General features: G+C 52.9%; 15 protein-coding genes and 1 pseudogene. 9 read left to right on the forward strand and 7 right to left on the reverse strand.

Annotated elements, in window-relative coordinates:
- The first annotated feature begins 12 nt into the window (after nt 1-12).
- The 4 genes from AC2FNV_RS08145 to AC2FNV_RS08160 are packed head-to-tail and all read left to right on the forward strand — an operon-like array spanning nt 13 to nt 5592.
- Nucleotides 13-2112 carry a hydantoinase/oxoprolinase family protein gene (locus AC2FNV_RS08145; RefSeq protein WP_170603475.1) on the forward strand — a complete coding sequence of 700 codons (2100 nt, stop codon included), beginning with the start codon at nt 13-15 and terminating at the stop codon, nt 2110-2112.
- Complete coding sequence (locus AC2FNV_RS08150; RefSeq protein ID WP_170603477.1) at nt 2109-3758, forward strand: hydantoinase B/oxoprolinase family protein; 1650 nt, start codon at nt 2109-2111, stop codon at nt 3756-3758. Before AC2FNV_RS08145 ends, AC2FNV_RS08150 begins: the two co-directional genes overlap by 4 nt.
- Nucleotides 3755-4837 (forward strand): pyridoxal phosphate-dependent aminotransferase, encoded by a 1083-nt coding sequence (locus AC2FNV_RS08155; protein WP_496772940.1) that lies wholly within the window; start codon nt 3755-3757, stop codon nt 4835-4837. The genes AC2FNV_RS08150 and AC2FNV_RS08155 overlap by 4 nt, the downstream gene beginning before the upstream one ends.
- Nucleotides 4834-5592 (forward strand): maleate cis-trans isomerase family protein, encoded by a 759-nt coding sequence (locus tag AC2FNV_RS08160; protein WP_170603479.1) that lies wholly within the window; start codon nt 4834-4836, stop codon nt 5590-5592. The genes AC2FNV_RS08155 and AC2FNV_RS08160 overlap by 4 nt, the downstream gene beginning before the upstream one ends.
- A 273-nt stretch (nt 5593-5865) precedes the next feature.
- Here the strand turns inward: AC2FNV_RS08160 and gph are convergent, their stop codons facing one another.
- Nucleotides 5866-6540 carry a phosphoglycolate phosphatase gene (gene gph / locus AC2FNV_RS08165; RefSeq protein WP_170603481.1) on the reverse strand — a complete coding sequence of 225 codons (675 nt, stop codon included), beginning with the start codon at nt 6538-6540 and terminating at the stop codon, nt 5866-5868.
- 219 nt (nt 6541-6759) lie between these two features.
- Between gph and hemP the strand changes: the two genes are divergently transcribed.
- Both hemP and AC2FNV_RS08175 read left to right on the forward strand, forming a co-directional pair.
- Nucleotides 6760-6927 (forward strand): hemin uptake protein HemP, encoded by a 168-nt coding sequence (hemP, locus tag AC2FNV_RS08170; protein WP_170477159.1) that lies wholly within the window; start codon nt 6760-6762, stop codon nt 6925-6927.
- Entirely contained in the window at nt 6924-7337 is a 414-nt protein-coding gene (locus AC2FNV_RS08175) for a hypothetical protein (protein ID WP_170603483.1), read from the forward strand. Before hemP ends, AC2FNV_RS08175 begins: the two co-directional genes overlap by 4 nt.
- 106 nt (nt 7338-7443) lie before the next feature.
- On the opposite strand, the gene AC2FNV_RS08180 is transcribed toward AC2FNV_RS08175, so the two are convergent.
- From AC2FNV_RS08180 to AC2FNV_RS08200, 5 genes and pseudogenes are all read right to left on the reverse strand, one after another.
- The gene (locus tag AC2FNV_RS08180; RefSeq protein WP_496772943.1) at nt 7444-10509 is read right to left on the reverse strand and encodes an aminotransferase class III-fold pyridoxal phosphate-dependent enzyme; all 3066 of its coding nucleotides are present in this window, start codon (nt 10507-10509) and stop codon (nt 7444-7446) included.
- A 114-nt stretch (nt 10510-10623) separates the two neighbouring features.
- A pseudogene (locus AC2FNV_RS08185) lies at nt 10624-10869 on the reverse strand (NAD(P)-binding domain-containing protein); the annotation flags it as partial.
- Nucleotides 10870-10971: 102 nt separating this feature from the next.
- Nucleotides 10972-11361 carry a Cu(I)-responsive transcriptional regulator gene (cueR, locus tag AC2FNV_RS08190; protein WP_170477172.1) on the reverse strand — a complete coding sequence of 130 codons (390 nt, stop codon included), beginning with the start codon at nt 11359-11361 and terminating at the stop codon, nt 10972-10974.
- Nucleotides 11358-13838, reverse strand: coding sequence for a heavy metal translocating P-type ATPase (locus AC2FNV_RS08195; protein WP_170603489.1), 2481 nt, complete (start codon nt 13836-13838; stop codon nt 11358-11360). The genes cueR and AC2FNV_RS08195 overlap by 4 nt, the downstream gene beginning before the upstream one ends.
- Nucleotides 13839-13923: 85 nt before the next feature.
- Entirely contained in the window at nt 13924-14559 is a 636-nt protein-coding gene (locus AC2FNV_RS08200) for a pyridoxamine 5'-phosphate oxidase family protein (protein WP_170603491.1), read from the reverse strand.
- Between the two features lie 233 nt (nt 14560-14792).
- Here AC2FNV_RS08200 and AC2FNV_RS08205 point away from each other — a divergent pair, with 233 nt between their 5' ends.
- Nucleotides 14793-15950 carry an acyl-CoA dehydrogenase family protein gene (locus AC2FNV_RS08205; protein ID WP_170603493.1) on the forward strand — a complete coding sequence of 386 codons (1158 nt, stop codon included), beginning with the start codon at nt 14793-14795 and terminating at the stop codon, nt 15948-15950.
- A gap of 67 nt (nt 15951-16017) precedes the next feature.
- Here AC2FNV_RS08205 and AC2FNV_RS08210 read toward each other — a convergent pair whose 3' ends face one another.
- Complete coding sequence (locus tag AC2FNV_RS08210) at nt 16018-16917, reverse strand: LysR family transcriptional regulator (RefSeq protein WP_170603495.1); 900 nt, start codon at nt 16915-16917, stop codon at nt 16018-16020.
- 218 nt (nt 16918-17135) lie between these two features.
- Between AC2FNV_RS08210 and AC2FNV_RS08215 the strand changes: the two genes are divergently transcribed.
- Together AC2FNV_RS08215 and AC2FNV_RS08220 are read left to right on the forward strand one after the other, a co-directional pair.
- Nucleotides 17136-19328, forward strand: a complete 2193-nt coding sequence (locus AC2FNV_RS08215) for a dehydrogenase E1 component subunit alpha/beta (protein ID WP_170603497.1) — start codon at nt 17136-17138, stop codon at nt 19326-19328.
- A complete protein-coding gene (locus AC2FNV_RS08220) occupies nt 19325-20359 on the forward strand; it encodes an ACP S-malonyltransferase (protein ID WP_170603499.1) in 1035 nt (344 codons plus the stop codon). Before AC2FNV_RS08215 ends, AC2FNV_RS08220 begins: the two co-directional genes overlap by 4 nt.
- Nucleotides 20360-20386 lie beyond the last annotated feature (27 nt).

Raw genomic sequence — 20386 nt, forward strand, 5'->3', positions numbered from 1 at the left:
GCAGTCTTTCTAATGAGCAATGATTCCGGATTGCGTTTGGCAATCGATATCGGTGGAACGTTCACCGACACCGTTCTAATTCAAGGACCCTCGCAGATTTTGGCGACAACCAAAACTCCGACGACACCTGATCAGCCAGCCGTGGGTGCCATTGAAGGTGCGCGTTCGGTTCTGAAAGAGGCAGGTCGTGATTGGAGCCAGATCAACGGTATGATCCACGGCACGACGCTGGCAACCAACGCGCTAATTGAACGACGCGGGGCAAGGGTAGCCACAGTTACGACCGAGGGCTTCAGGGACATCCTCGAGATTGGATACGAGCGACGTTACTCTCAATACGCAATCAATTTGGTCAAACCAGATTTGCTTGTGCCGCGTACTCGGGCACTGACAATCGGAGGACGCGTGGATGCCCATGGAAAGGAACTGACGCAACTTGACGAAGGTGCAGTGTTAAGGCTGGTCGCTGATCTGCAAAGATTGAATTGCAAGGCTGTAGCCATTTGCCTCATGCACTCTTACGCAAACCCTGCGCAAGAGTTGCGATTGCGCGCGCTGTTGACTGAAAACGTGCCGGACCTTGTGGTTTCACTAAGTCACGAAGTAAGCCCAGAGGCACGTGAATTCGAACGGCTCTGCACGACTGTTGCGAATGCCTACATTCAGCCGTTGATGGGCAAGTATTTGGCTGACTTTAAGGCACGCTTTGCCGCTGAGGGTTTGAAATGCCCAATTTTGATGATGACTGCGGGTGGAGGGATGACAACAGTCGAAACGGCGGCTCGTCTGCCAATTCGTTTGGTTGAATCCGGGCCAGCGGGCGGGGCCATCCTTGCATCACAAATTGCCGAAGAAGTCGACGCGAGAAAAGTCCTGTCCTTCGATATGGGGGGCACAACCGCCAAGCTTTGTCTAATTGATGATTTCCGCCCCCAAACAGCGAGGAAATTCGAAATATCGCGCGCCGAACGATTTATCAAGGGTTCAGGGATGCCAGTCCGAATTCCTGCAATCGAAATGATAGAAATCGGTGCAGGTGGTGGGTCAATTGCCAGTTTGGACAGGCTGAACCGGCTTTGCGTCGGCCCGCAAAGCGCAGGCTCCGATCCGGGCCCGGCCGGTTTTGGCAAAGGGGGCATTAACCCAACTGTGACCGACGCAGATATATCTCAAGGTTATATTGATCCGGATCGTTTCGCTGAGGGACGGCTGCAAGTTGATCGCGCTGCCTCAGATCGCTCTGTGTCGGCCCATATAGGTTCGAGGCTGTCAATGGAAACAGATGACGCAGCTTTTGCGATCAGCGAGATCGTAGACGAGAACATGGCAAGCGCTGGGCGTATGCATGCAGTAGAGTCAGGCAAGGATCTGAGCGCTCGTTTGATGATTGCGTTTGGTGGCAACGGACCGTTGCACGCGACCCGTGTCGCAAGGCGATCGCAGGTTAGGCGCATTTTGATACCGCGTGACCCCGGGGTTGGGTCTGCAGTGGGATTTTTGTTTGCGCCAGTTTCCTTTGAAATCGTCAGATCTTTTTACACAACTATAGATTCGCTTGATTTATTTAAGCTGAACAGTTTCTTCGCGGACCTTTATGACGAAGCAGAAGAGGTCGTGCGCGCGGGCGCGCCGGACGCAACTTTGCGAACCCGGCGGGTGGCGTTTATGCGGTATCACGGTCAGGGTCACGAAATTGAGGTCGAGTTGCCAAACAGGACGCTGACCTTTGACGACCTAGAAAATCTGCGTAGCGACTTTGAGTCAGAATATATTGGGCAATTCAAGCGCATCGTACCGGGTATGACGATAGAGGTGTTAAACTGGGGGCTTACCGTTTCCGCTCCGGTTCCAGCGCCTTTAAAACATACCAACATGATCGAAGGTCAACCTGTCGACGCTTGGGAAACGCGCGATATCCTTTGCGACATTTCCGGGGTTTGGTGCAAAGCCGGTGTTTTCGAACGATCAGCACTCAAGCCAGACGACATTGTCTCGGGTCCCGCGCTGATTGTCGAACCACAAACCACCACCTTTGTTAGCGCGGATTTTACGGCGCAGATAGATACAGTCGGAAACATTTGGCTAACGGGAATCCAGGAGATACGCACATGAGAACTTCGCAGACGCGATTGCAGGTGATGTGGAACCGGTTGCTGGCCGTTGTGGAAGAACAAGGACAGGCGTTGGTCCGTGCCGCCTTCAGCCCTATTGTACGAGAGTGTGGTGATATTTCGGCCGGAATATTTGACTTTCACGGGCGAATGGTTGCGCAGGCCGTGACCGGGACGCCAGGGCATATAAACACGATGGCCGAAGCGGTCAAAACATTGCGAACCCGGTTCCCGATTCAGGATATGAAACCCGGCGATATTTACATGACGAACGATCCATGGATCGCGTCGGGACATCTGAACGATTTCTTGCTCATGATGCCTGTATTTTTCGATGACAAGGTTGTGGGTTTTACTTCTTGCACATCGCATCTGGTGGATCTGGGTGGTTTAGGCATGGGGCCGGAAGGTTCGGACATTTATGACGAAGGTCTGCTGATTCCGCCGTGCAAATTGGTGGATGAGGGCAAGGTAAACAACCTGTTGCTTGAGATCGTCAAGGCGAACTCACGCGAGCCGATTGCCAACGAAGGAGATATATACGCGCTGATAGCTTGTTGCGAGGCTGGCGCAGCCCGGCTGCACCAGATGATGGTCGAGTTTGGTTTGAAGGATCTTTACGAGTTGTCTGACTACGTCATCGAAACTTCGCGCCGTGGTACCATCGAAGCCATCTCGGAGTTGCCAAGCGGCACGTGGAGACACGTGCTCAAAGTAGACGGTTACGGTGCCGAGATCGAATTGCATGCCTCTCTGACGATTGCAAAGGACCATCTGTTGCTTGATTTTTCCGGTACGTCAGGGTGTTCAGACAAGGGTATCAACGTGCCTTTGAATTATGCTGCAGCTTATTCTGTGTTCGCGCTTCGTTGCATCATCGGGCCGGATATCCCGAACAACGCAGGTTCGCTTGCGCCCTTTCAAGTGACCGGCCCGAAGGGCTGTATTCTGAATGCCCAGCCTCCTGCTCCTGTTGCTATGCGGCATACGCTGGGTCAGATGACGCCCGATCTTGTTTTTGGATGTTTGTCACAGGCGTTGCCTGAACTTGTCCCTGCCGAGGGGGCGTCCTGCATGTATGATCTGCCGTTGCGCAATGTCCCCGAGGCCCAGGACCTTGGTGATAAGCAGTTTGCGCTTGAGCTTGTTTTTAACGGCGGTACTGGGGCAAGACCCACACTGGATGGACTGTCCGCGACGGCATTTCCCAGTGGTGTCTGGGGAAGCCAGATAGAAACCACCGAGGCGGTAGCGCCAGTGTTATTTCATCGTCGTGAATTTCGGCCGGATTCCGGTGGCGCAGGCCGCTTTCGTGGCGGTTTGGGGCAACACATAGAAATTAGCGCGTCGTCTGATCAGGACTTTCTGGTGTTTTTGTCGGTAGAGCGCATTCTGAACCCGGCTAAAGGGCGGTATGGCGGTCAGGATGGTGCCGCAGGACGTGTTCGGATAGGCCGTAGTGGTGAAGAATTGCCAGGCAAAGGAGAATTGCGGGTTAAGGCGGGTGAAACGTTGGTTTTCGAAACTCCCGGGGGCGGGGGTTATGGGGCGCCGCAAGACAGGTGTCGTAACGCGTTGGGTTGGGATATCGAAGCTGGGCTTGTCAGCGCAGATGCGGCCAAATCCAGCTATGGTGATACGCTATGACCCAACCTATGCCCCACGTCGCGCGCATGGCGCCATATACTCTGGTAAAAGTCCCTGCTGGGGATGATCATACGTTGATCTCGCTTTCTCAGAACGAAAGCCTGCGCCCACCAAGCCCAAAAGTGGTCAAAGCAGCATCGTCGGTTTTTACAAGGTCAATGCTTTACCCGGATCCTGATTGGACGGAGTTGCGGCTTGCATTGGCGCAGCATCATGAACTCAACGCAGAGTATATTTTGTGCGGCAACGGGTCCTTGGACCTGATCGGTTGCATCGCGCGCGTGTTTGCAGGACCCGACCGTTCTATATTGGCGCCTGAATATGCTTACCCATTCTTTCGATCAGCAACGCAAATGGCAAATGCCCGTTTTGACATCGCGAGAGAGTCGTTCTTGACGGTAAACGTCCAAGCTATTCTTGACTCGGTCGTAGCAGACACAGGTATCGTTTTTGTCGCGAATCCGGGTAATCCAACGGGAACCCGGATATCCCGTGGGGAGTTGGAACGATTACGCGCTGGCCTGCGCCCAGACATTTTGTTGGTTGTCGATGAAGCCTATGGCGAGTTTGCCGATCACCTGAGAGAATCATGTTTCGATATGGTGAATTCTGAAAATACGGTTATTTTACGTACATTTTCTAAAGCTTATGGAATGGCCGGTTTTCGTGTCGGGTGGGGGCTGTTTCCGCCTGCCGTCGCAGCCGAAATGCGAAAGGTCATGAATCCGAACAATGTAAGCGCCGTCGCGCAGGCCGCGGCGATAGCAGCCGTCCAAGACGAAAAGTACATGCGTGAAACCTGCGAGATTACAACGCAACTTCGCGAAGAGGCGACCACGAAACTCAAGGACGCTGGATTCGACTTGTTTCCGAGTTTCACAAACTTTGTCCTTATCGATATGGGCGATCCGGAATCTGCGCAAAATGCGGAAGCTGCGTTGAGACGCAATGGCATCCTTGTCAGGCCACAAGGCGGCGTCGGATTGCCCCATGCGTTGCGAATGACCATTGGGGCCAAACAGGACAACGAAGCGGCCATTTCCATTCTTGCTCAATGCAAAAAGGAACACGCCCGATGAAAAGCTCACGAGGCCGCGCGCGTTTTGGCGTTTTAGTTCCGTTTACAAACTCCAATCTTGAACCGGACATGGCGATGATGTGCCCTGAGGGAGTATCGCTACACTTTGGTCGGATGGGCGGCTACGACGAGGATAAAATCCCGGATGAAAAACAAATGCACGGGTTGGGAGCCGCTGACCTGGATGAACCACTACGGCTTTTGATGGGGGTCAAACCGGATGTTGTTATTTATGGTTGTACCTCTGCGACTTTGACCCATGGGTTGCAATTCGACAGCGCCTTGGCGGAGCGGATCAGATCCAGCAGCGGGGCTAAAACGGTGACAGCTGCTGGCGCACTGGTGAATGCCCTGAAAACGCTAGGTACGCGGCGTATCGGGTTCGCATCGCCGTATGTAAAGGCAATCAATGATATGGCCGTGAATTTCCTTGACGATGCAGGAATCCGGACCATCGCTCGTTCCGAGGTTGACGAGACCTTGGACAATGAAGGGCAGGGCGCCCTTGGAACAAGCCGCGTACTTGAGTTAGGGCTACGGGCTGATCACCCCGAAGCCGATGCAGTTGTTTTGTCGTGCACTGACATGCGGAGCGTCGAAGTGCTATCCCAACTTGAACAAGAGTTGGGAAAACCGGTGATCTGTTCGAACCAGGCGATGGTGTTTCAAGCGATGCAAATGTTGGAAATCTTTGAGCCGATTCAGGGGTTTGGTCAATTGTTGGATCAGGTTGGAACCTGCAACCAACATAATTGAAATATCACTTTCGCACTGCTCTCGCGGTGAAACGGGCACTTTCGGAAAATAGCCGGATGTGTCGATTCATAACGTTCGTTCGACCGCACTTCCTTATATCTGGGTTCAAACAAATAACTACCTCTACGGGAATTCCCTAATTTCGAAAATCGCTTTGGTGTAGTAATGACTTAGATATCGAAGAATCCCGGTGGGCTTAACCACTTTCACTGGATTTCCCCGATGAGGGGCTGGTTCTAAACCCCCTTGGCCGGCCCCTCTTATACATTGAAGTTACGGGTTAAATTTCCCATCTTTTATGATCTGTGACAACAAATCCGGCATGTCCGCATAATGATCAAAGGCCAACAGATGTGGTAGCTCCGCAATTGAGGACTTACGGTATCCTTCTGTGAAAAGAAGAAAGGGCACATCGGCCCGTTTTGCGGTTTCGGCGTCCACTTCACTATCGCCCACAAAGATACTCGGGCCAATATTTGGCATCGCTTTGAAGCAGGCGTTTAGATGTTCCGGATCAGGTTTGCACTTGTTCACTGTATCTCCGCCAACCACCGAGTCAAAATGCGGTAACAGTTCCAACGCTTCAAGTATGTGACGCGCCGGCGCTTCGGGTTTGTTGGTGCAGACACCCAAGGCACAGCCCATATTGCCCAATCTGCTTAGGGCTTTTGTAACACCGGGATAAACTGTCGTTCTTTGAGTTGGTGCCGCATTGTAATGGGTTAACGTAGCTCGGCTGAGTTCGGGATGTTTTTGACTGGGTAAACCCCGGTGGACCATAGCGCGCTCGACCAGTTTAGGTAGTCCATTTCCTACAAACCGCTTTACCGTTGCCAGCGGCAAGGGATCAACACCTTCGTCGGTCAACATTTGATTCACTGCGGCGGTTAGGTCAGCAACGCTGTCGACCAGCGTTCCATCAAGATCGAAAACCACCCGCGCGGACATAGAAAACCCCCTTGTAACAACCAGCCTCAAATTGACTATTTGCTGACCAAGCTGGTTGCAACCATGCAATTCACATTTAACAAATCGGGCTCTTGACATATCTTACTGTTTTTATCAGAAATAAATCATAAGCAATTAGCCAGCCCAGTTCAGGGTTAGCCGGATCGGGAAAAGATTGGACTCGGCGTTTCGCCAACCATGCATCCGGAGATGTCACCCATGAACGCGCAAAACCCAAACCCTTCAAAAAGTTACGCTGTCTCAATGCTGCCAGCCCACAAAGCCGAAGAATTGACCAATGGCGGCAAATTGGCCCATATCGAGTTAGGCGAACAGCTTTATACCTTGCGCATAACGCGCGCGGGCAAACTGATCCTTACAAAGTGAGCGCTAAATTCTCCTGCGGTGGTACCTTTGTTGGTCGACTGTCAGATTTGACGCCTATCGAGGCTGGAGCTGTCCTGTATCTGCGCCTTTGGAGCCAATGCGCTAAGAGCTGTGCAAATGCAGTAAGAGATTTCGCCATCGCGTTAAGTACCAGTCGAGGGCGTGCCGCGATTTCGACCTTGGACCATATGTTATCGTTGTGTGCCCAACATGGCCGAAGAACTTTCGTTCAGCATGGTACGGAATGCGGATGTCTAGGCGCAGAAGAAAATTGTTTTGCGCAGATGATCGCGGCAGGTGCAGAAGGTGAATGCGAGGACGCCATGACGATGGCGTCCCTCATCGTTCGGCTTGATTATTCTCCAGCTCTTTCCTCGTTGGCCGAGGAATTTGGGATAGCGCTGCGGTGAATAACATCCACGCTCCGGGTATTGAAGATCGGCCAGAAACCTTTGTCAATCACAGCACATTGGAATACAGGGAAAATCACCGGCCCTCGCTCCGGGGATTTGCGTTCTAGCAACAACTGCATCCAGCATGATGATGATCGTGATCGCAGGTAGCTGCTGGCACATAGTCTCCGATCTCAGACAACACATTGCGCATGGCCCAAAGGATCATGTCGACGTCTTCGGCTCCGATGGTCAGAGGCGGGCGAATTTTGAGAATATTGTCCTTTGGTCCCTCGCTTCCGATCAAAATTCGATGGTCGCGCATACGGTTTTTTACATAGCCACAAATCTCGGTCCCCTCGGTTCCATCAAGGTTGACTAGTTCAACCCCCAGAAACAGACCCATACCGCGAACATCACCGATCTGCGAGAACCCATCTTGCAAATTGATTAGCCCGTCCTTCAGTCGAGCCCCCATTAAGCTGGCGTTTTCCTGCAGTCCTTCGTCATCGACGATGTCCAGAACTTCCTTTCCGATACGGCACGACAACGTTGATCCACCAAATGTGGAAAAGAACTCAATACCATTGTCAAAGCTTTCGGCGATTTCACGGGTCGTGACTACGACTCCTAAAGGATGGCCGTTGCCGATAGGCTTGCCCATCACCACGACATCCGGCAGCGCCTGTTGATGTTCAAAGCCAAAGTAAAACTCTCCCAGTCGTCCCAACCCGGTCTGAACTTCGTCGGCTATGCAAACACCGCCAGCAACTCGGACTTTTTCGTATACTGCAGACAGATAACCAGAGGGAGGAATGATCTGGCCCCCAACTGAAGGGAAAGTTTCAGCAATAAATGCTGACAGCCCGTGTCCCTTCTGTTTAAGGGATGCAATTGCAGGGTCTACCAAATCCGCGAACTTGGCGGCACGTACGGGATCGTCGCGGCGGAACGAGCCGCGATAGTCGTCGGCCACTTCGACGAGCTCTACCCAGTCGGCCTTTCCTACTCCGCGGGGTTTGTTGAACTTGTAAGCCGATATCGCGACGGCAGCATTGGTGTTGCCATGATATCCATGGTCAGGCGTAACAATTCCTTTGGCGCCGGTATGTGCTCGTGCCAGTCGCAGAGCCAGCTCGTTCGCCTCAGAACCGGAATTGACGAAATAACAGACTTCGAATTGATCCGGCAGTTTTGAAAGCAGTTTTTCGGCAAATGCGGTTTGCGCAGGATGCAGATAACGGGTGTTTGAATTCATCCTTTTCAGCTGATCCGCCGCGACCAATTGAATGCGGGGATGCGCGTGTCCAACATGCGGAACGTTATTGTAAGCGTCCAGATATGGTCGCCCCCACTCGTCGAAAAGGTGATGTTTCCAACCGCGAACCAGCATTACAGGGTCGTCGTAAGTCAAAGACAGGTTGCCGCCGAAATGTGCTTGCCGATTCTGAAGAACGGACAACTTGTCGGTCGGGCGGTAAAAAACCTTCTCGTCTGACAAGTTCAACAGGGCAGCCGGGTTGGGGCAAACGGCGTGCCACAGATCCAACTCGTCCGGATCACCCACACCGGGCCAATCGGTTTGAATGCCATCCGTTGTCAGGGCGAGCTGGAAATGAACGTGCGGCGCCCAGCCGCCGTTTTGGGAGGGATTGCCCAAGCGTGCAAATGCTGCGCCTTGCGCAACAGGATCACCTGGCTTCAGGCGCGCGCAAGCTTCGGGGTCCAAATGACCGTAAAGTGTATAGAATGGATCACCTTCTGGCGTTTCATGGTGCAGGATCACAACGCCGCCATAGTCCAAATGTGCCGTCCGGTTCTCAACAGCTTCGACGCGCCCACTGACCGGTGCGTGCAAGACGGTACCTGCCGGTGCAAAAACATCAACAGCCAGATGAACAGTCCTACGGTCAGACGCCTTCCATGGCCCCTTGCGAAATCCGGGTTCGGTATAAATTAATCGGGGTTCATTGTAATAGCCCAGCCAGAAACCTTCACCAAACTCTTCACCTACACAGGCTGCCTCATCCAAAGGCATATGAAACGGATTTTGCGGCCAGGTGGAGTTTTCGACCGAAAGTGACCCCATGGGAGCTTCGTTCAAGTCTACTTCGAACATCTTTGCAAAATGTCCGCGATGCGCGTTCAGATAGGCTAGTATGCGTTCTGCACCGTCGACCACAGGTAAATCGCAAGCTGTACGCAGGCGGGCTGACATAAGCCCCTCATTGACATTGTCGCTTTCGAGAAAGCGCCACGCCGGTGCCTGACTGATCGTTACATAGGGATCATCCGGGTGCTCAGCTGCCATCAACGTCGAGTTGACAATCGAGACTGCCAGTCGCATCCGTAGTAGCGGCCAAACCAGATCAACCTCCTCGGCGCGCAGGCGGTTGGCTGCATGATAGCCTTGAACCAGAGAGGCAAGAGCACGTTCCGGTTTTGGATGGTCAAGGACCACATATGCCCCGGCGATGGCCAGCTCGCAAACACGTGGTGCGGCGCACATGTCGCCCAGGTCGATCAAACCCGAGACGCTGCGGCGTTCGCTCAACTCTCCTTGGACCAGAATGTTGTAGTCATTTGCGTCGTTGTGAATGGCCTGTTTCGGCAGGCGGTTCAACTGGCCGGATATTCTGGTGAAGTCCCGCACAATGTCTTCAAGTATTTCGCGTCGATCAGCGTTGGTTATTATATCCAATTTGCGCCTAATCCAGCTTGCTTGTACAAGGTCCCATTTGAAATCCGATCTATTTAAACCATTGTGCGAAAATTGTTCTAAAGCACGATCCGTTGCCCCCAAAACCCGGCCGAGTTTCAGGATCAGGTCCGTGGTCTTAGGTTTAGCGTCAGCGTAACAACGCCCTGAAAGATATTCGAGCAACCAAACAAGGCGCGGTTGACCTTGCTCATCCCTAATTGACGGCAGTTCTAAGCCGTCTAGTGACGGAAAAACCTTGGGAAATGGTAGGCCCGGTGCAGATGTTGCCAAATGGTCCAGCGCTTTGATTTGTAGGTCTACCAATTCTGGTTGGCAGTCGACGCGCATAACTTTAAGCACATAATCTTGACCGTTCTTGGCGTGTACCAAAAAATTTAGGTCATATTCCCCGTCCAAACGGGTTAACCGAGCGTCAAGCCCCCAGTGGCTCCGCAGGGCTTTCGCCCAATGATCTTCCGTTCCATTCATGTGCTAATCCATTGCCCTTAAACGTTTGAGCAGCGCCGAGGTGTCCCAGCGTCCGCCCCCCAGCATTTGAACATCCTTATAAAACTGATCCACCAGCGTTGTCAGCGGCAGAGAAGCGCCATTCTCGCCGGCGCAAACAACGCGCAGATCGTTGTAATTTCCTACGCAGGCAATGACAAATTCTGCCCCGCGTGCGGCTTCCTTTGGTGTGGCTGCCGCAGAGCCGCCGTGCTGTTCGACCCAAGGCTCTGCCTTCACCAAAGTACGGTTGAAAACGGTAACTTCATGGCCAACCGCCTGCAGATGACCGGCCATTGGATAACCCATGACCCCAAGGCCCAAGAACGCGATTTTTGCCACTTGAGTATCCTTCCGAGTGAGCAGTGGTTTCCTGACTAAGAAAACCCGATTGCGGTATCCGGAACCGACAAATCAAACGGTGGTACAAAGGGCAACCCCGCTTCAGGGTTTACCTCCCAAATCTTGAAGTATCGGGCAATCTGGTCGGTCGTCGCCGGCGCAGGCCTCTATTAGGTGGCTTAGCGTGTCACGCATTGCATTGAGATCAGTAATTTTGGCCTCGATCTGTCCGAGATGCTGGCGGGCAATGCGCTTTACATCTGCACTGGCACGGGTTTCATCCTCGTAAAGGGCCAGCAGGGTCCGGCAATCTTCAATGGTAAAGCCCAACGCGCGAGCGCGCCCAAGAAAATTCAGCTTGTGGACATCCTGATTACGGAACCGTCGATAGCCGTTGTCGTCACGCAAAGGTTTGATCAGTCCGATATCCTCGTAGTACCTGATCGTCTTTGCGGGCAATCCTGTCAGTTGCGATACGTCTCCGATGTTCATGATGTAACCTCCTGCGTTGCAAGTGGTGAATCAGGCTCCGGCAATTGAACTTGCGCCCGGCGCAAACGCAGGGCGTTGGAAACAACGAACACACTAGACAGCGCCATGGCGCCAGCGGCCAATGCGGGTGATAGCAAATGTCCGCCAAACGGGTACAACACACCTGCGGCTACTGGGATAAGCAGGATATTGTAGCCAAATGCCCACCCCAAATTTTGCCGAATATTTCGCATTGTGCGATGACTGATATCCAATGCATTTGCGACCCCGCGCAAATCGCCGGACATCAACACTACATCAGCGGTTTCAATAGCTACGTCGGTTCCTGTGCCGATTGCAATACCGATGTCTGCGGCCGCTAATGCGGGCGCGTCATTAATTCCGTCTCCGACAAAAGCCGTTGTTCCATACCGGCCTTGCAGCTCTGCTATGGCTTTTTGTTTACCTCCTGGCAGAACCTCGGCCGTTACATCATCGATTCCCAAAGTTTGAGCCAACGCTTTTGCTGTCAGGGTGTTGTCCCCTGTAATCATTACAAGCTTCAATCCCATTGCGCGCAGTGCCTTCAACGCCTCCGTTGTGCCGGGTTTGATCGGGTCTGAAACCGCTAAAGCGGCAGCTGCGCTGCCGTCAATTGCGACAAATAGTGGGGTTGCACCAGTCTTGGCGTGCACCTCTGCGACATGGTTAAGAGCAGCTAGGTCCACCCCGTTCTGCGCCATAAAGCGCCCGGATCCGACCAAAACAGACTGTCCTTCGACTCGGGCACTGACGCCTTGCCCAGTTATTGAGCGAAACTCGGTAACTTCCGGTAGCTCTGCTGGGGCAGCTCGAGTGATAGCATTCGCGACCGGATGTTCGGATTGCGCTTCGACCGCGGCGGCCAGCCGCAGCACGTGTGTTCGTTCAAAACCATCTGCAGCGACAAACTCGGTAAGTTCTGGTCGGCCAAGCGTCAGCGTCCCGGTTTTGTCCATGGCAATTACTTGGGCCTGCTGAAGGGTCTGTAGTGCGTCGCCCTTTCGAAAGAGGACACCCAATTCCGCGGCTCGTCCCGTTCCGACCATGATCGATGTCGGCGTCGCAAGACCCATCGCGCAAGGACAGGCGATGATTAACACCGACACTCCGGCAACAAGCGCAAGCGGTAACGCAGGGGTCGGTCCAAGTATCATCCATGCCAGGACCGTAAGAACAGCAACCGCAATTACGACGGGAACGAAACGATGCGTGATTTTGTCGACCAGCCCTTGGATAGGCAGCTTGGCACCCTGAGCCTGTTCAACCATACGAATTACTTGCGCCAAAACTGTGTCTTGGCCAACGCGCGTGGCCCGAATTTGCAGCGCACCAGTACCGTTCACTGTCCCGCCAACCACTTGTTCCCCGACGGTTTTCCCGACGGGAACTGGTTCGCCCGTAATCATGCTTTCGTCGATGTAAGAGTTGCCGTCCAAGACCTCTCCGTCGACGGGAACTCGTTCGCCGGGGCGGATAATCAACTCATCGTTCTCTGCCACCTTTTCAATGGGTTTATCCACCCATAAACCGTCCTGAAGAACACGGGCAGTGTTCGGTTGAAGGCCCACCAGCTTTCGGATTGCGGCACCGGTTTTTCCTTTGGCTCGGGCTTCCATCAGTCGTCCAAGCAGGATCAGAACAATGATTACCGCGGCAGCTTCGAAGTAAACATTAGCAGTGCCTTTCGGCAGAGCTTGCGGCAAGAAAGTCGCGACTATCGAATATAGATAGGCTGCTCCGGTACCTAATGCGACCAGCGCATTCATGTCAGGTGTGCCGCGCAACAATGAGGGTAAACCCTTGGCAAAAAACACATGCCCGGGACCGATCATCAGCACAGATGTCAAGGCAAACTGGATCAGATGGCTGTTTTGGGCGCCAATCGTGGCTTGAATCCAATGATGAAAGGCGGGGACCATATGGCCACCCATTTCCAATACGAAGACCGGCAAAGCAAGCGCTGCGGCAATCACCGTGGTCCTAGTTAGCGTTTGTATTTCATCCGATTGCGTATCAAAGCCTTGATTTGGTTTGACGTCCTGCGCTTGACGCGCTGAATACCCGGTTTCCTTAACGACCTGCACCAAAGATGCCGGGTCACAGGCTCCTTCAACAAAGGTCACAGTCGCACGCTGAGTGGCCAGGTTCACACTGGCGCTCAAAACTCCGGGGCTTTCCTTCAGTGCGTTTTCGAGCCGACCAACGCATGACGCACAACTCATGCCATCGACTTTTAGATCGATTTTCTGTGACTTCGCGGGATAACCGGCTTCATCCAAAGCATTCGTGATAGCCGAGAATGCTCCATCGTATGTGACCTGCGCGACTCCATTGGCAAAATTTACAGACGCCGCCTTTACACCGGGAGCGTTACATAGCGCTGTTTCCACACGCGCAACGCACGACGCGCAGCTCATCCCTGAAACTTTCAATTGAGTTTGGTTTTGATCAACCATCCGAGTCGTCCTGACACTAGGTTCTTGCCTCAGATGGGGCTTCCAGTGACGGGAAGGTCAAGGGTCAATGGCATATTTTTGTAACTTAAATGTCGTTCGGGCCCTTCAGCTCTGCGAGCTCAGCCTTCAACTTTTCATTCTCTGACTGAAGTTGGGCCAATTGCTTACCTAACTCGTTCAAGTGCGGGCGCAGTTCGGCCTCGGTAAAGCGCGGTGTGATATGGCGCGGACAGTTCCAGTCTAAGGCTTCTACATGGATGATAGCCGAACGTTCCGCTTTAGCCTCTGCCCCATTTGGGTAAAGGGAGGCGGCAGCGCCAGGACTTTCTGTAAATGTCATGCGCCCTAAAACCTTGAGCCGCTTTTTGTTGGCATAATCCATTAGGATCAGGGCAACGCGGTCATTGCCGTCCAAATTGCCGCGTGAAATATATTGTCTGTTCCCAGAGAAATCTGCGTAGCCGAGCGTTTTTGAATCCAGGACTCTTAGAAAACCAACCGGTCCGCCACGAAACTGAACATACGGCCAGCCAGTTTCTGATACGGTGGCTTGATAGAACCCATCCCGGGCCTGAATAAACGCCTGCTCTGCCGGACCGATTTCATGACCCTGTTGCGGGCCAGTTTCCAAGAATTTGCTATAAGTTTCCGCTGATCCCATGCGCTCTTGATGGGCGCGGACAGAAGGCGTGAATGTCAGTTCTGAAAAGGCGCGGGGCATGATCATTTTCCTTTGCAGGCTAGAGTGCTCGGATACGTAACTCGAATAAGGTGTGCGTTGCTCCGCAATCAAGCCGAATCCCACGGTATTGTCATCGACAAGACTGTTTTCGTGATCACTTAACCGTCTGATTTAAAAAACGTTACGTTGCATTCCTCCGACACGACGTCATATGGATTGGAAGGAATCGCAGGTGAGGTTAGCTTTGGTTGACGCCAATGAACGAGGTTGCGATGCCACTTTTCACCAGTTCCGCCGCTTGGGTTACTGAAGAACATCGGATGTATGCTGACATGGCCGGCCGATTTCTGGACGACGAGCTTGTGCCCAATGTCGAGACTTGGATCGAGCAGGGAGTGGTCGATCGCGCCTTTTGGGAAAAAGCCGGGCAGGCCGGATTGATGGCTGGTGCTATCGCCGAGGAATATGGCGGCGTTGGCGGGGGAATGGGTTTTGATGCGGTAACCCTCTATGAACAAAGCGCGCGCGGCGACGCAGGTTGGGGCTACGGCATCCAATCTATCGTGATACACTACATCGACGCTTACGGCAGCGAGGAACAAAAGCAGAAGTGGCTGCCTAAACTGGCCTCCGGCGAAATGATCGGCGCGTTAGCAATGACTGAACCTGGCACAGGATCGGATGTGCAGGCTGTGCGCACTTCGGCGGACAAGGATGGCAACTCTTATTGTATAAGCGGGTCGAAGATATTCATAACGAACGGTCAGTCTGCCGACTTGATTATTGTTACGGCCAAAACCGACAAGGCTTTGGGCGCCAAAGGAGTATCTTTGATAGTTGTCGAAACGGATGGAGCAGATGGCTTTCGCCGGGGCAGGAACCTTAAAAAACTAGGAATGAAAGGCAACGATACCGCTGAACTGTTCTTTGAGGACGTGAAAGTTCCTATGACCAATCTGCTCGGTCCGGAAGAGGGTCAGGGGTTCTATCAATTGATGACCCAATTGCCTTGGGAGCGATTGACGATTGGCATAATGGCCTTGGGTGCAATCGATTTTGCCATCGCCGAAACAGTGAAATACGTGCAGGAGCGGAAGGCTTTTGGTCAGCGCGTAATGGACTTTCAGAATACACGGTTCAAATTGGCGGAATGCAAAACGAAAGCGGAAGTTCTACGCAGTTTCGTGAATGAGTGTATTGCCAAGCTTGAAACCGGAAAGTTGGATGCCGCTACGGCGTCAATGGTAAAATACTGGGGATCCGAAGTGCAAAACGAAATCATGCACGAGTGCTTGCAACTGTTTGGCGGATACGGGTTCATGATGGAATATCCGATTGCCAGACTTTACGCCGATGCGCGAGTTCAGATGATATACGGCGGGACAAATGAAGTGATGAAAGAGCTAATTGCCCGATCATTAGATGTCTGAACTGAACGCTAAGGTGCCGGAACGACATCGGCAAAACTAGTTGATCGATCGGTAGGCCAATAGTCTGTCACTGGTGTGATTTATCTGACAATTGTCCTTCCAGCCAAATACGAAACGACTTGACTGGTTCGGGCAAGGCTCGATCCTTAGGCCATACAAGATAGTAGTCTCCCAGACTGATGGCGGGTGCATTCCACGCTAGCTTTAACCGCCCTTCAGACAGATCTTTCTTGACTAAAAATGTAGGAAGCAGCGCAACACCGAGGCCGTGGATGGTTGCTTGAACCATGGTTGAAAATTGATCAAACAGCATTCCCTGTAAGCCTTGGACCGCTTGGCCTTGTGTTGAAAACCACTGCTCCCAGGCGTCAGCGCGCGTATCCAAATGCAAAAGTGGCGCATCACGCAACATTTCCAAGGTGTTCAAGCCTTGCAAGGCCAAGGCGGGTGAACAGACGGGTAAAACCTCTTCTCGCATGATTTTCAGGTAACTCACACCGGCCCAGTCTTTACGTCCGAAATGTATTGCTGCGTGAAAATGCTCATTTGAGAAATCAAAAGGTTTTAGCCTTGTACCCAAATTCACTGTCACCTCTGGATGACTTTGCGCAAAGTCAAGTAATCGTGGGGCAAGCCAGTGCATTCCAAATGCAGGCAGGATCGACAGGTTTAAAGAACCACCAGCCGGGTTCGCCGTAAGGCGTAAGGCAGCCTGCGCAAGATCCTTCAATGAGGACCGGGCGGTTTCAACATAGTCTTTTGCGGCGGGTGTTAGTTGCAGGCGCATTTGACTGCGCTCGATCAAATCGATCCCCAACTGGTCTTCAGCAGCCTTAAGTTGCCTGCTGATGGCGCTTTGCGTGAGCGAAAGCTCGTGCGCGGCTGCAGAAGCGCTGCCCAATCTGTCCACGGCCTCCAAGGCCAGCAGGGATGAAATTGATGGAAGGAAACGACGGGGCGCTATCATATGACAAATCCTCATACCTTTTGAATGCAATATCACTGGTGTTTGACGTCGGCCAGAGCCATGACAAACATGCGACCTTGCTAGTCGTGCCGTCAGTATCTGTATGGTGGTAACTGTGCAGATCGCTCAAACTGCTAAGACTGGCAGGGAAAAACCAATGACGAATTGTTGCAGGCGTTATTAAGGCTAACGATGCACTGCTGAAATTGAGGTATGCCATGGATCGCGCCCAGATCGTTCACCAGAACTTCCTGAACCGGGTCGCCAACCGTGAATTTCCGCACGGGAACGCCCCTGTATCAGGATTATCCAAAGAAGATGCGGTTTCTCTATTCCGGTCGCAGGTTCTTAGTCGGGCGTTGGATCAAACAAGCCGGACTATGCAGAAAGAAGGTAAGGGCTTCTACACGATCGGTTCGTCGGGTCACGAGGGGATGGCCGCCGTAGCCCATGCATTGCGACCGACCGATATCGCCTTTTTGCACTATAGGGATGCGGCGTTTCAGATAGCGCGTGCCGAACAATTGCCGGGCCAGCAGATCGCCTGGGATATGCTATTGAGTTTTGCCTGCTCATGCGAAGATCCGACATCCGGCGGCCGCCACAAGGTTCTTGGGTCCAAGGCGTTGATGATACCGCCACAGACGTCGACAATAGCCAGCCATCTCCCAAAGGCGGTCGGTGCGGCCTATGCGCTGGGCGCGGCTCGGCGAAACGCTCCCGAGCATAGGCAGTTGCCTGAAGACGGCATTGCCATGTGTTCGTTTGGGGACGCTTCTGCAAATCACTCAACTGCGCAAGGGGCGATCAACACCGCCGGGTGGACAAGCGTGCAGTCGACACCTCTGCCATTGTTGTTCGTGTGTGAGGATAACGGAATTGGAATATCGGTAAAAACGCCTAAAGGCTGGATTCAGATTTCTATGCAGCGTCGACCTGGCATCAAGTATTTTCAGGCCAACGGGTTGGATATCTATGAGACTTATGCCGTCGCCAAAGAGGCTGCAGAATACGTACGCACCAGGCGAAAGCCTGCATTCCTGCACTTAAAGACTGTTCGTCTTTATGGTCACGCAGGCGCAGATATGCCAACGACGTACCTAAGCAAATCCGAAGTCGAAGCGGACGAGGCCAATGACCCGCTTTTGCACTCGGTCCGATTAATGGATCAAGCCGAGGCTCTCTCTCCCGATGACGCGTTGAGAATCTATACAGACACATGTGCGCGAGCCAAACGGATCGCGGCTGAAGCATCCTCGCGCCCGCACTTGGCCGATGCACAGGAGGTCATGAAAAGCTTGATTCCCCCTAAACGTCCATGCAAGCCCACTAATGGACCGGGCGCCAAGGCGCGAGCCGACGCTTTTGGAAACGACCTGCGCGCTTTGGACGAACCGCAACCCATGAGCCGCCTGATCAACTGGGCGCTGACTGATCTGATGCTGGAACATTCTGAGATCGTGTGTATGGGCGAAGATGTGGGACGCAAAGGCGGAGTGTATGGTGTTACGCAAAAACTGCAGCAACGTTTCGGCGCTGATCGAGTGATCGATACTTTGTTGGATGAACAGGCCATTTTGGGATTGGCAATTGGAATGGGGCATAATGGATTTATCCCGATCCCAGAAATTCAGTTCCTCGCTTACTTGCACAATGCTGAGGATCAAATCAGAGGTGAAGCGGCCACGCTTCCATTCTTCTCGAATGGACAATTTACCAATCCAATGGTGGTTCGTATTGCCGGACTCGGTTATCAGAAAGGTTTCGGCGGACACTTTCACAATGACAATTCACTTGCTGTTTTGCGGGATATTCCTGGGGTCATTTTAGCGTGTCCGTCGACCGGCGCAGACGCGGCAAAAATGCTGCGGGAATGCGTGCGGCTCGCCCGCGAAGAACAGCGCGTCGTGGCGTTTGTGGAACCAATAGCGCTCTACCCAATACGTGATCTTCACCAGCCTCAGGACGGGGGGTGGATGACCATTTATCCGTCGTCGGAACAACGGATCGCACTGGGCCAGGTTGGTGTGCATGGAAACGGTACCGACCTGGCGATTGTGACCTATGGCAACGGGAACTACTTGTCGCAACAGGCTTTACCGGAATTACAGGCCGCAGGTGTTAAGACACGTGTTATCGACATGCGTTGGCTAGCGCCATTGCCTACTAAAGGAATTTTAACAGCCACCAAGGATTGTCGACACGTGTTGATCGTCGATGAATGCCGCAGAACTGGAAGTCAATCAGAAGGCTTGATGACCTTATTCTGCGAGGAACGGTCTCATATTCCGATTGGACGCGTAGTTGCCGAAGACAGCTTTATCGCAACAGGGCCAGCCTATGCGGCGACCCTGCCCTCACGCAAAGGCATAGTGAAAGCAGCTTTGGAATTGACGGGAGAAGCTATATGACCCGAACCGCCGTCGTGATTTGTCCTGGACGGGGGACATATAACAAGGCCGAACTGGGCTATCTTCGTCGCAATCACCCAAGCCGGATGGCTCTGTTTAAAGGCTTTGACGCCATACGAGCCGAGAACGGGCAAGAAACAATAACGGGCTTGGACGGTGCAGATAGGTTCTCTGCCGCTAAATATTCACGCGGAGATGTCGCCTCGGCGCTGATATTCTCAGCCTCGTTGGCGGATTCGCAGAATTTGGCTAGCGACATCGAAGTAGTCGCCGTTACCGGGAATTCCATGGGATGGTACAGTGCGCTGACCGCGGCGGGAGCACTGAGCGCAGCGGAAGGTTTCCGCGTCGCTAATACAATGGGCACGTTAATGCAGGCCAATTTGATTGGGGGCCAGTTAGTTTATCCGTTTGTAGGTGATGATTGGGTGAATGACCCCATTCGCAAAGCATCAATTTTGAAGGAAGTCGCTCGAATAAATGATGTGCAGGGACATACACTGGCATTATCAATTGATCTGGGTGGAATGTTGGTTCTGGCCGGAAATGATGCAGGCTTGACAGACTTTGAGGAATCGCAACCTGTTGTTCAGGAAAGATTTCCCCTGCGTCTTCACAACCACGCGGCCTTCCATACTCAGCTACAAAGTCCCGTCGCGGCGGAAGGACAGGCGGTTCTCAGTGAGATAAAATTTACCCAACCCAATCGTCCGATCATTGATGGGCGTGGCAAAATTTGGTGGCCCGGCGCGGTCGATACGCAAAAGCTGAGGGACTACACCTTGGGGTATCAGGTGACTGAAGCCTATGATTTCACGCGCGCTGTACGAACAGCGGCCCGGGAATTTGCACCGGATCTTTTCATCGTAACGGGTCCCGGAACAACGCTGGGTGGAGCAGTCGCCCAATCATTGGTTCTGGCAAATTGGCGAGGAATGAAAGATAAAGCAGCGTTCTCGGCAGTGCAGGAAAGTCAAAACCTGCTTGTGGCGATGGGCCGGGAAGACCAAAGAGCACTTGTAGTCGGTTGAATTTGTTTCAATTGTCGGCGCGAAATG

This window comes from Ruegeria sp. BHSA163 (assembly GCF_059613365.1).

Bases quoted from the DNA above. Each gene is read 5' to 3' on its own strand.
- cueR (WP_170477172.1), bottom strand. From the start codon at position 11,361: ATGAACATCGGAGACGTATCGCAACTGACAGGATTGCCCGCAAAGACG.
- AC2FNV_RS08205 (WP_170603493.1), top strand. From the start codon at position 14,793: ATGCCACTTTTCACCAGTTCCGCCGCTTGGGTTACTGAAGAACATCGG.
- AC2FNV_RS08215 (WP_170603497.1), top strand. From the start codon at position 17,136: ATGGATCGCGCCCAGATCGTTCACCAGAACTTCCTGAACCGGGTCGCC.
- AC2FNV_RS08155 (WP_496772940.1), top strand. From the start codon at position 3,755: ATGACCCAACCTATGCCCCACGTCGCGCGCATGGCGCCATATACTCTG.
- AC2FNV_RS08220 (WP_170603499.1), top strand. From the start codon at position 19,325: ATGACCCGAACCGCCGTCGTGATTTGTCCTGGACGGGGGACATATAAC.
- AC2FNV_RS08180 (WP_496772943.1), bottom strand. From the start codon at position 10,509: ATGAATGGAACGGAAGATCATTGGGCGAAAGCCCTGCGGAGCCACTGG.
- AC2FNV_RS08200 (WP_170603491.1), bottom strand. From the start codon at position 14,559: ATGCCCCGCGCCTTTTCAGAACTGACATTCACGCCTTCTGTCCGCGCC.
- AC2FNV_RS08210 (WP_170603495.1), bottom strand. From the start codon at position 16,917: ATGATAGCGCCCCGTCGTTTCCTTCCATCAATTTCATCCCTGCTGGCC.
- AC2FNV_RS08160 (WP_170603479.1), top strand. From the start codon at position 4,834: ATGAAAAGCTCACGAGGCCGCGCGCGTTTTGGCGTTTTAGTTCCGTTT.
- gph (WP_170603481.1), bottom strand. From the start codon at position 6,540: ATGTCCGCGCGGGTGGTTTTCGATCTTGATGGAACGCTGGTCGACAGC.
- AC2FNV_RS08150 (WP_170603477.1), top strand. From the start codon at position 2,109: ATGAGAACTTCGCAGACGCGATTGCAGGTGATGTGGAACCGGTTGCTG.
- AC2FNV_RS08195 (WP_170603489.1), bottom strand. From the start codon at position 13,838: ATGGTTGATCAAAACCAAACTCAATTGAAAGTTTCAGGGATGAGCTGC.
- AC2FNV_RS08145 (WP_170603475.1), top strand. From the start codon at position 13: ATGAGCAATGATTCCGGATTGCGTTTGGCAATCGATATCGGTGGAACG.
- hemP (WP_170477159.1), top strand. From the start codon at position 6,760: ATGAACGCGCAAAACCCAAACCCTTCAAAAAGTTACGCTGTCTCAATG.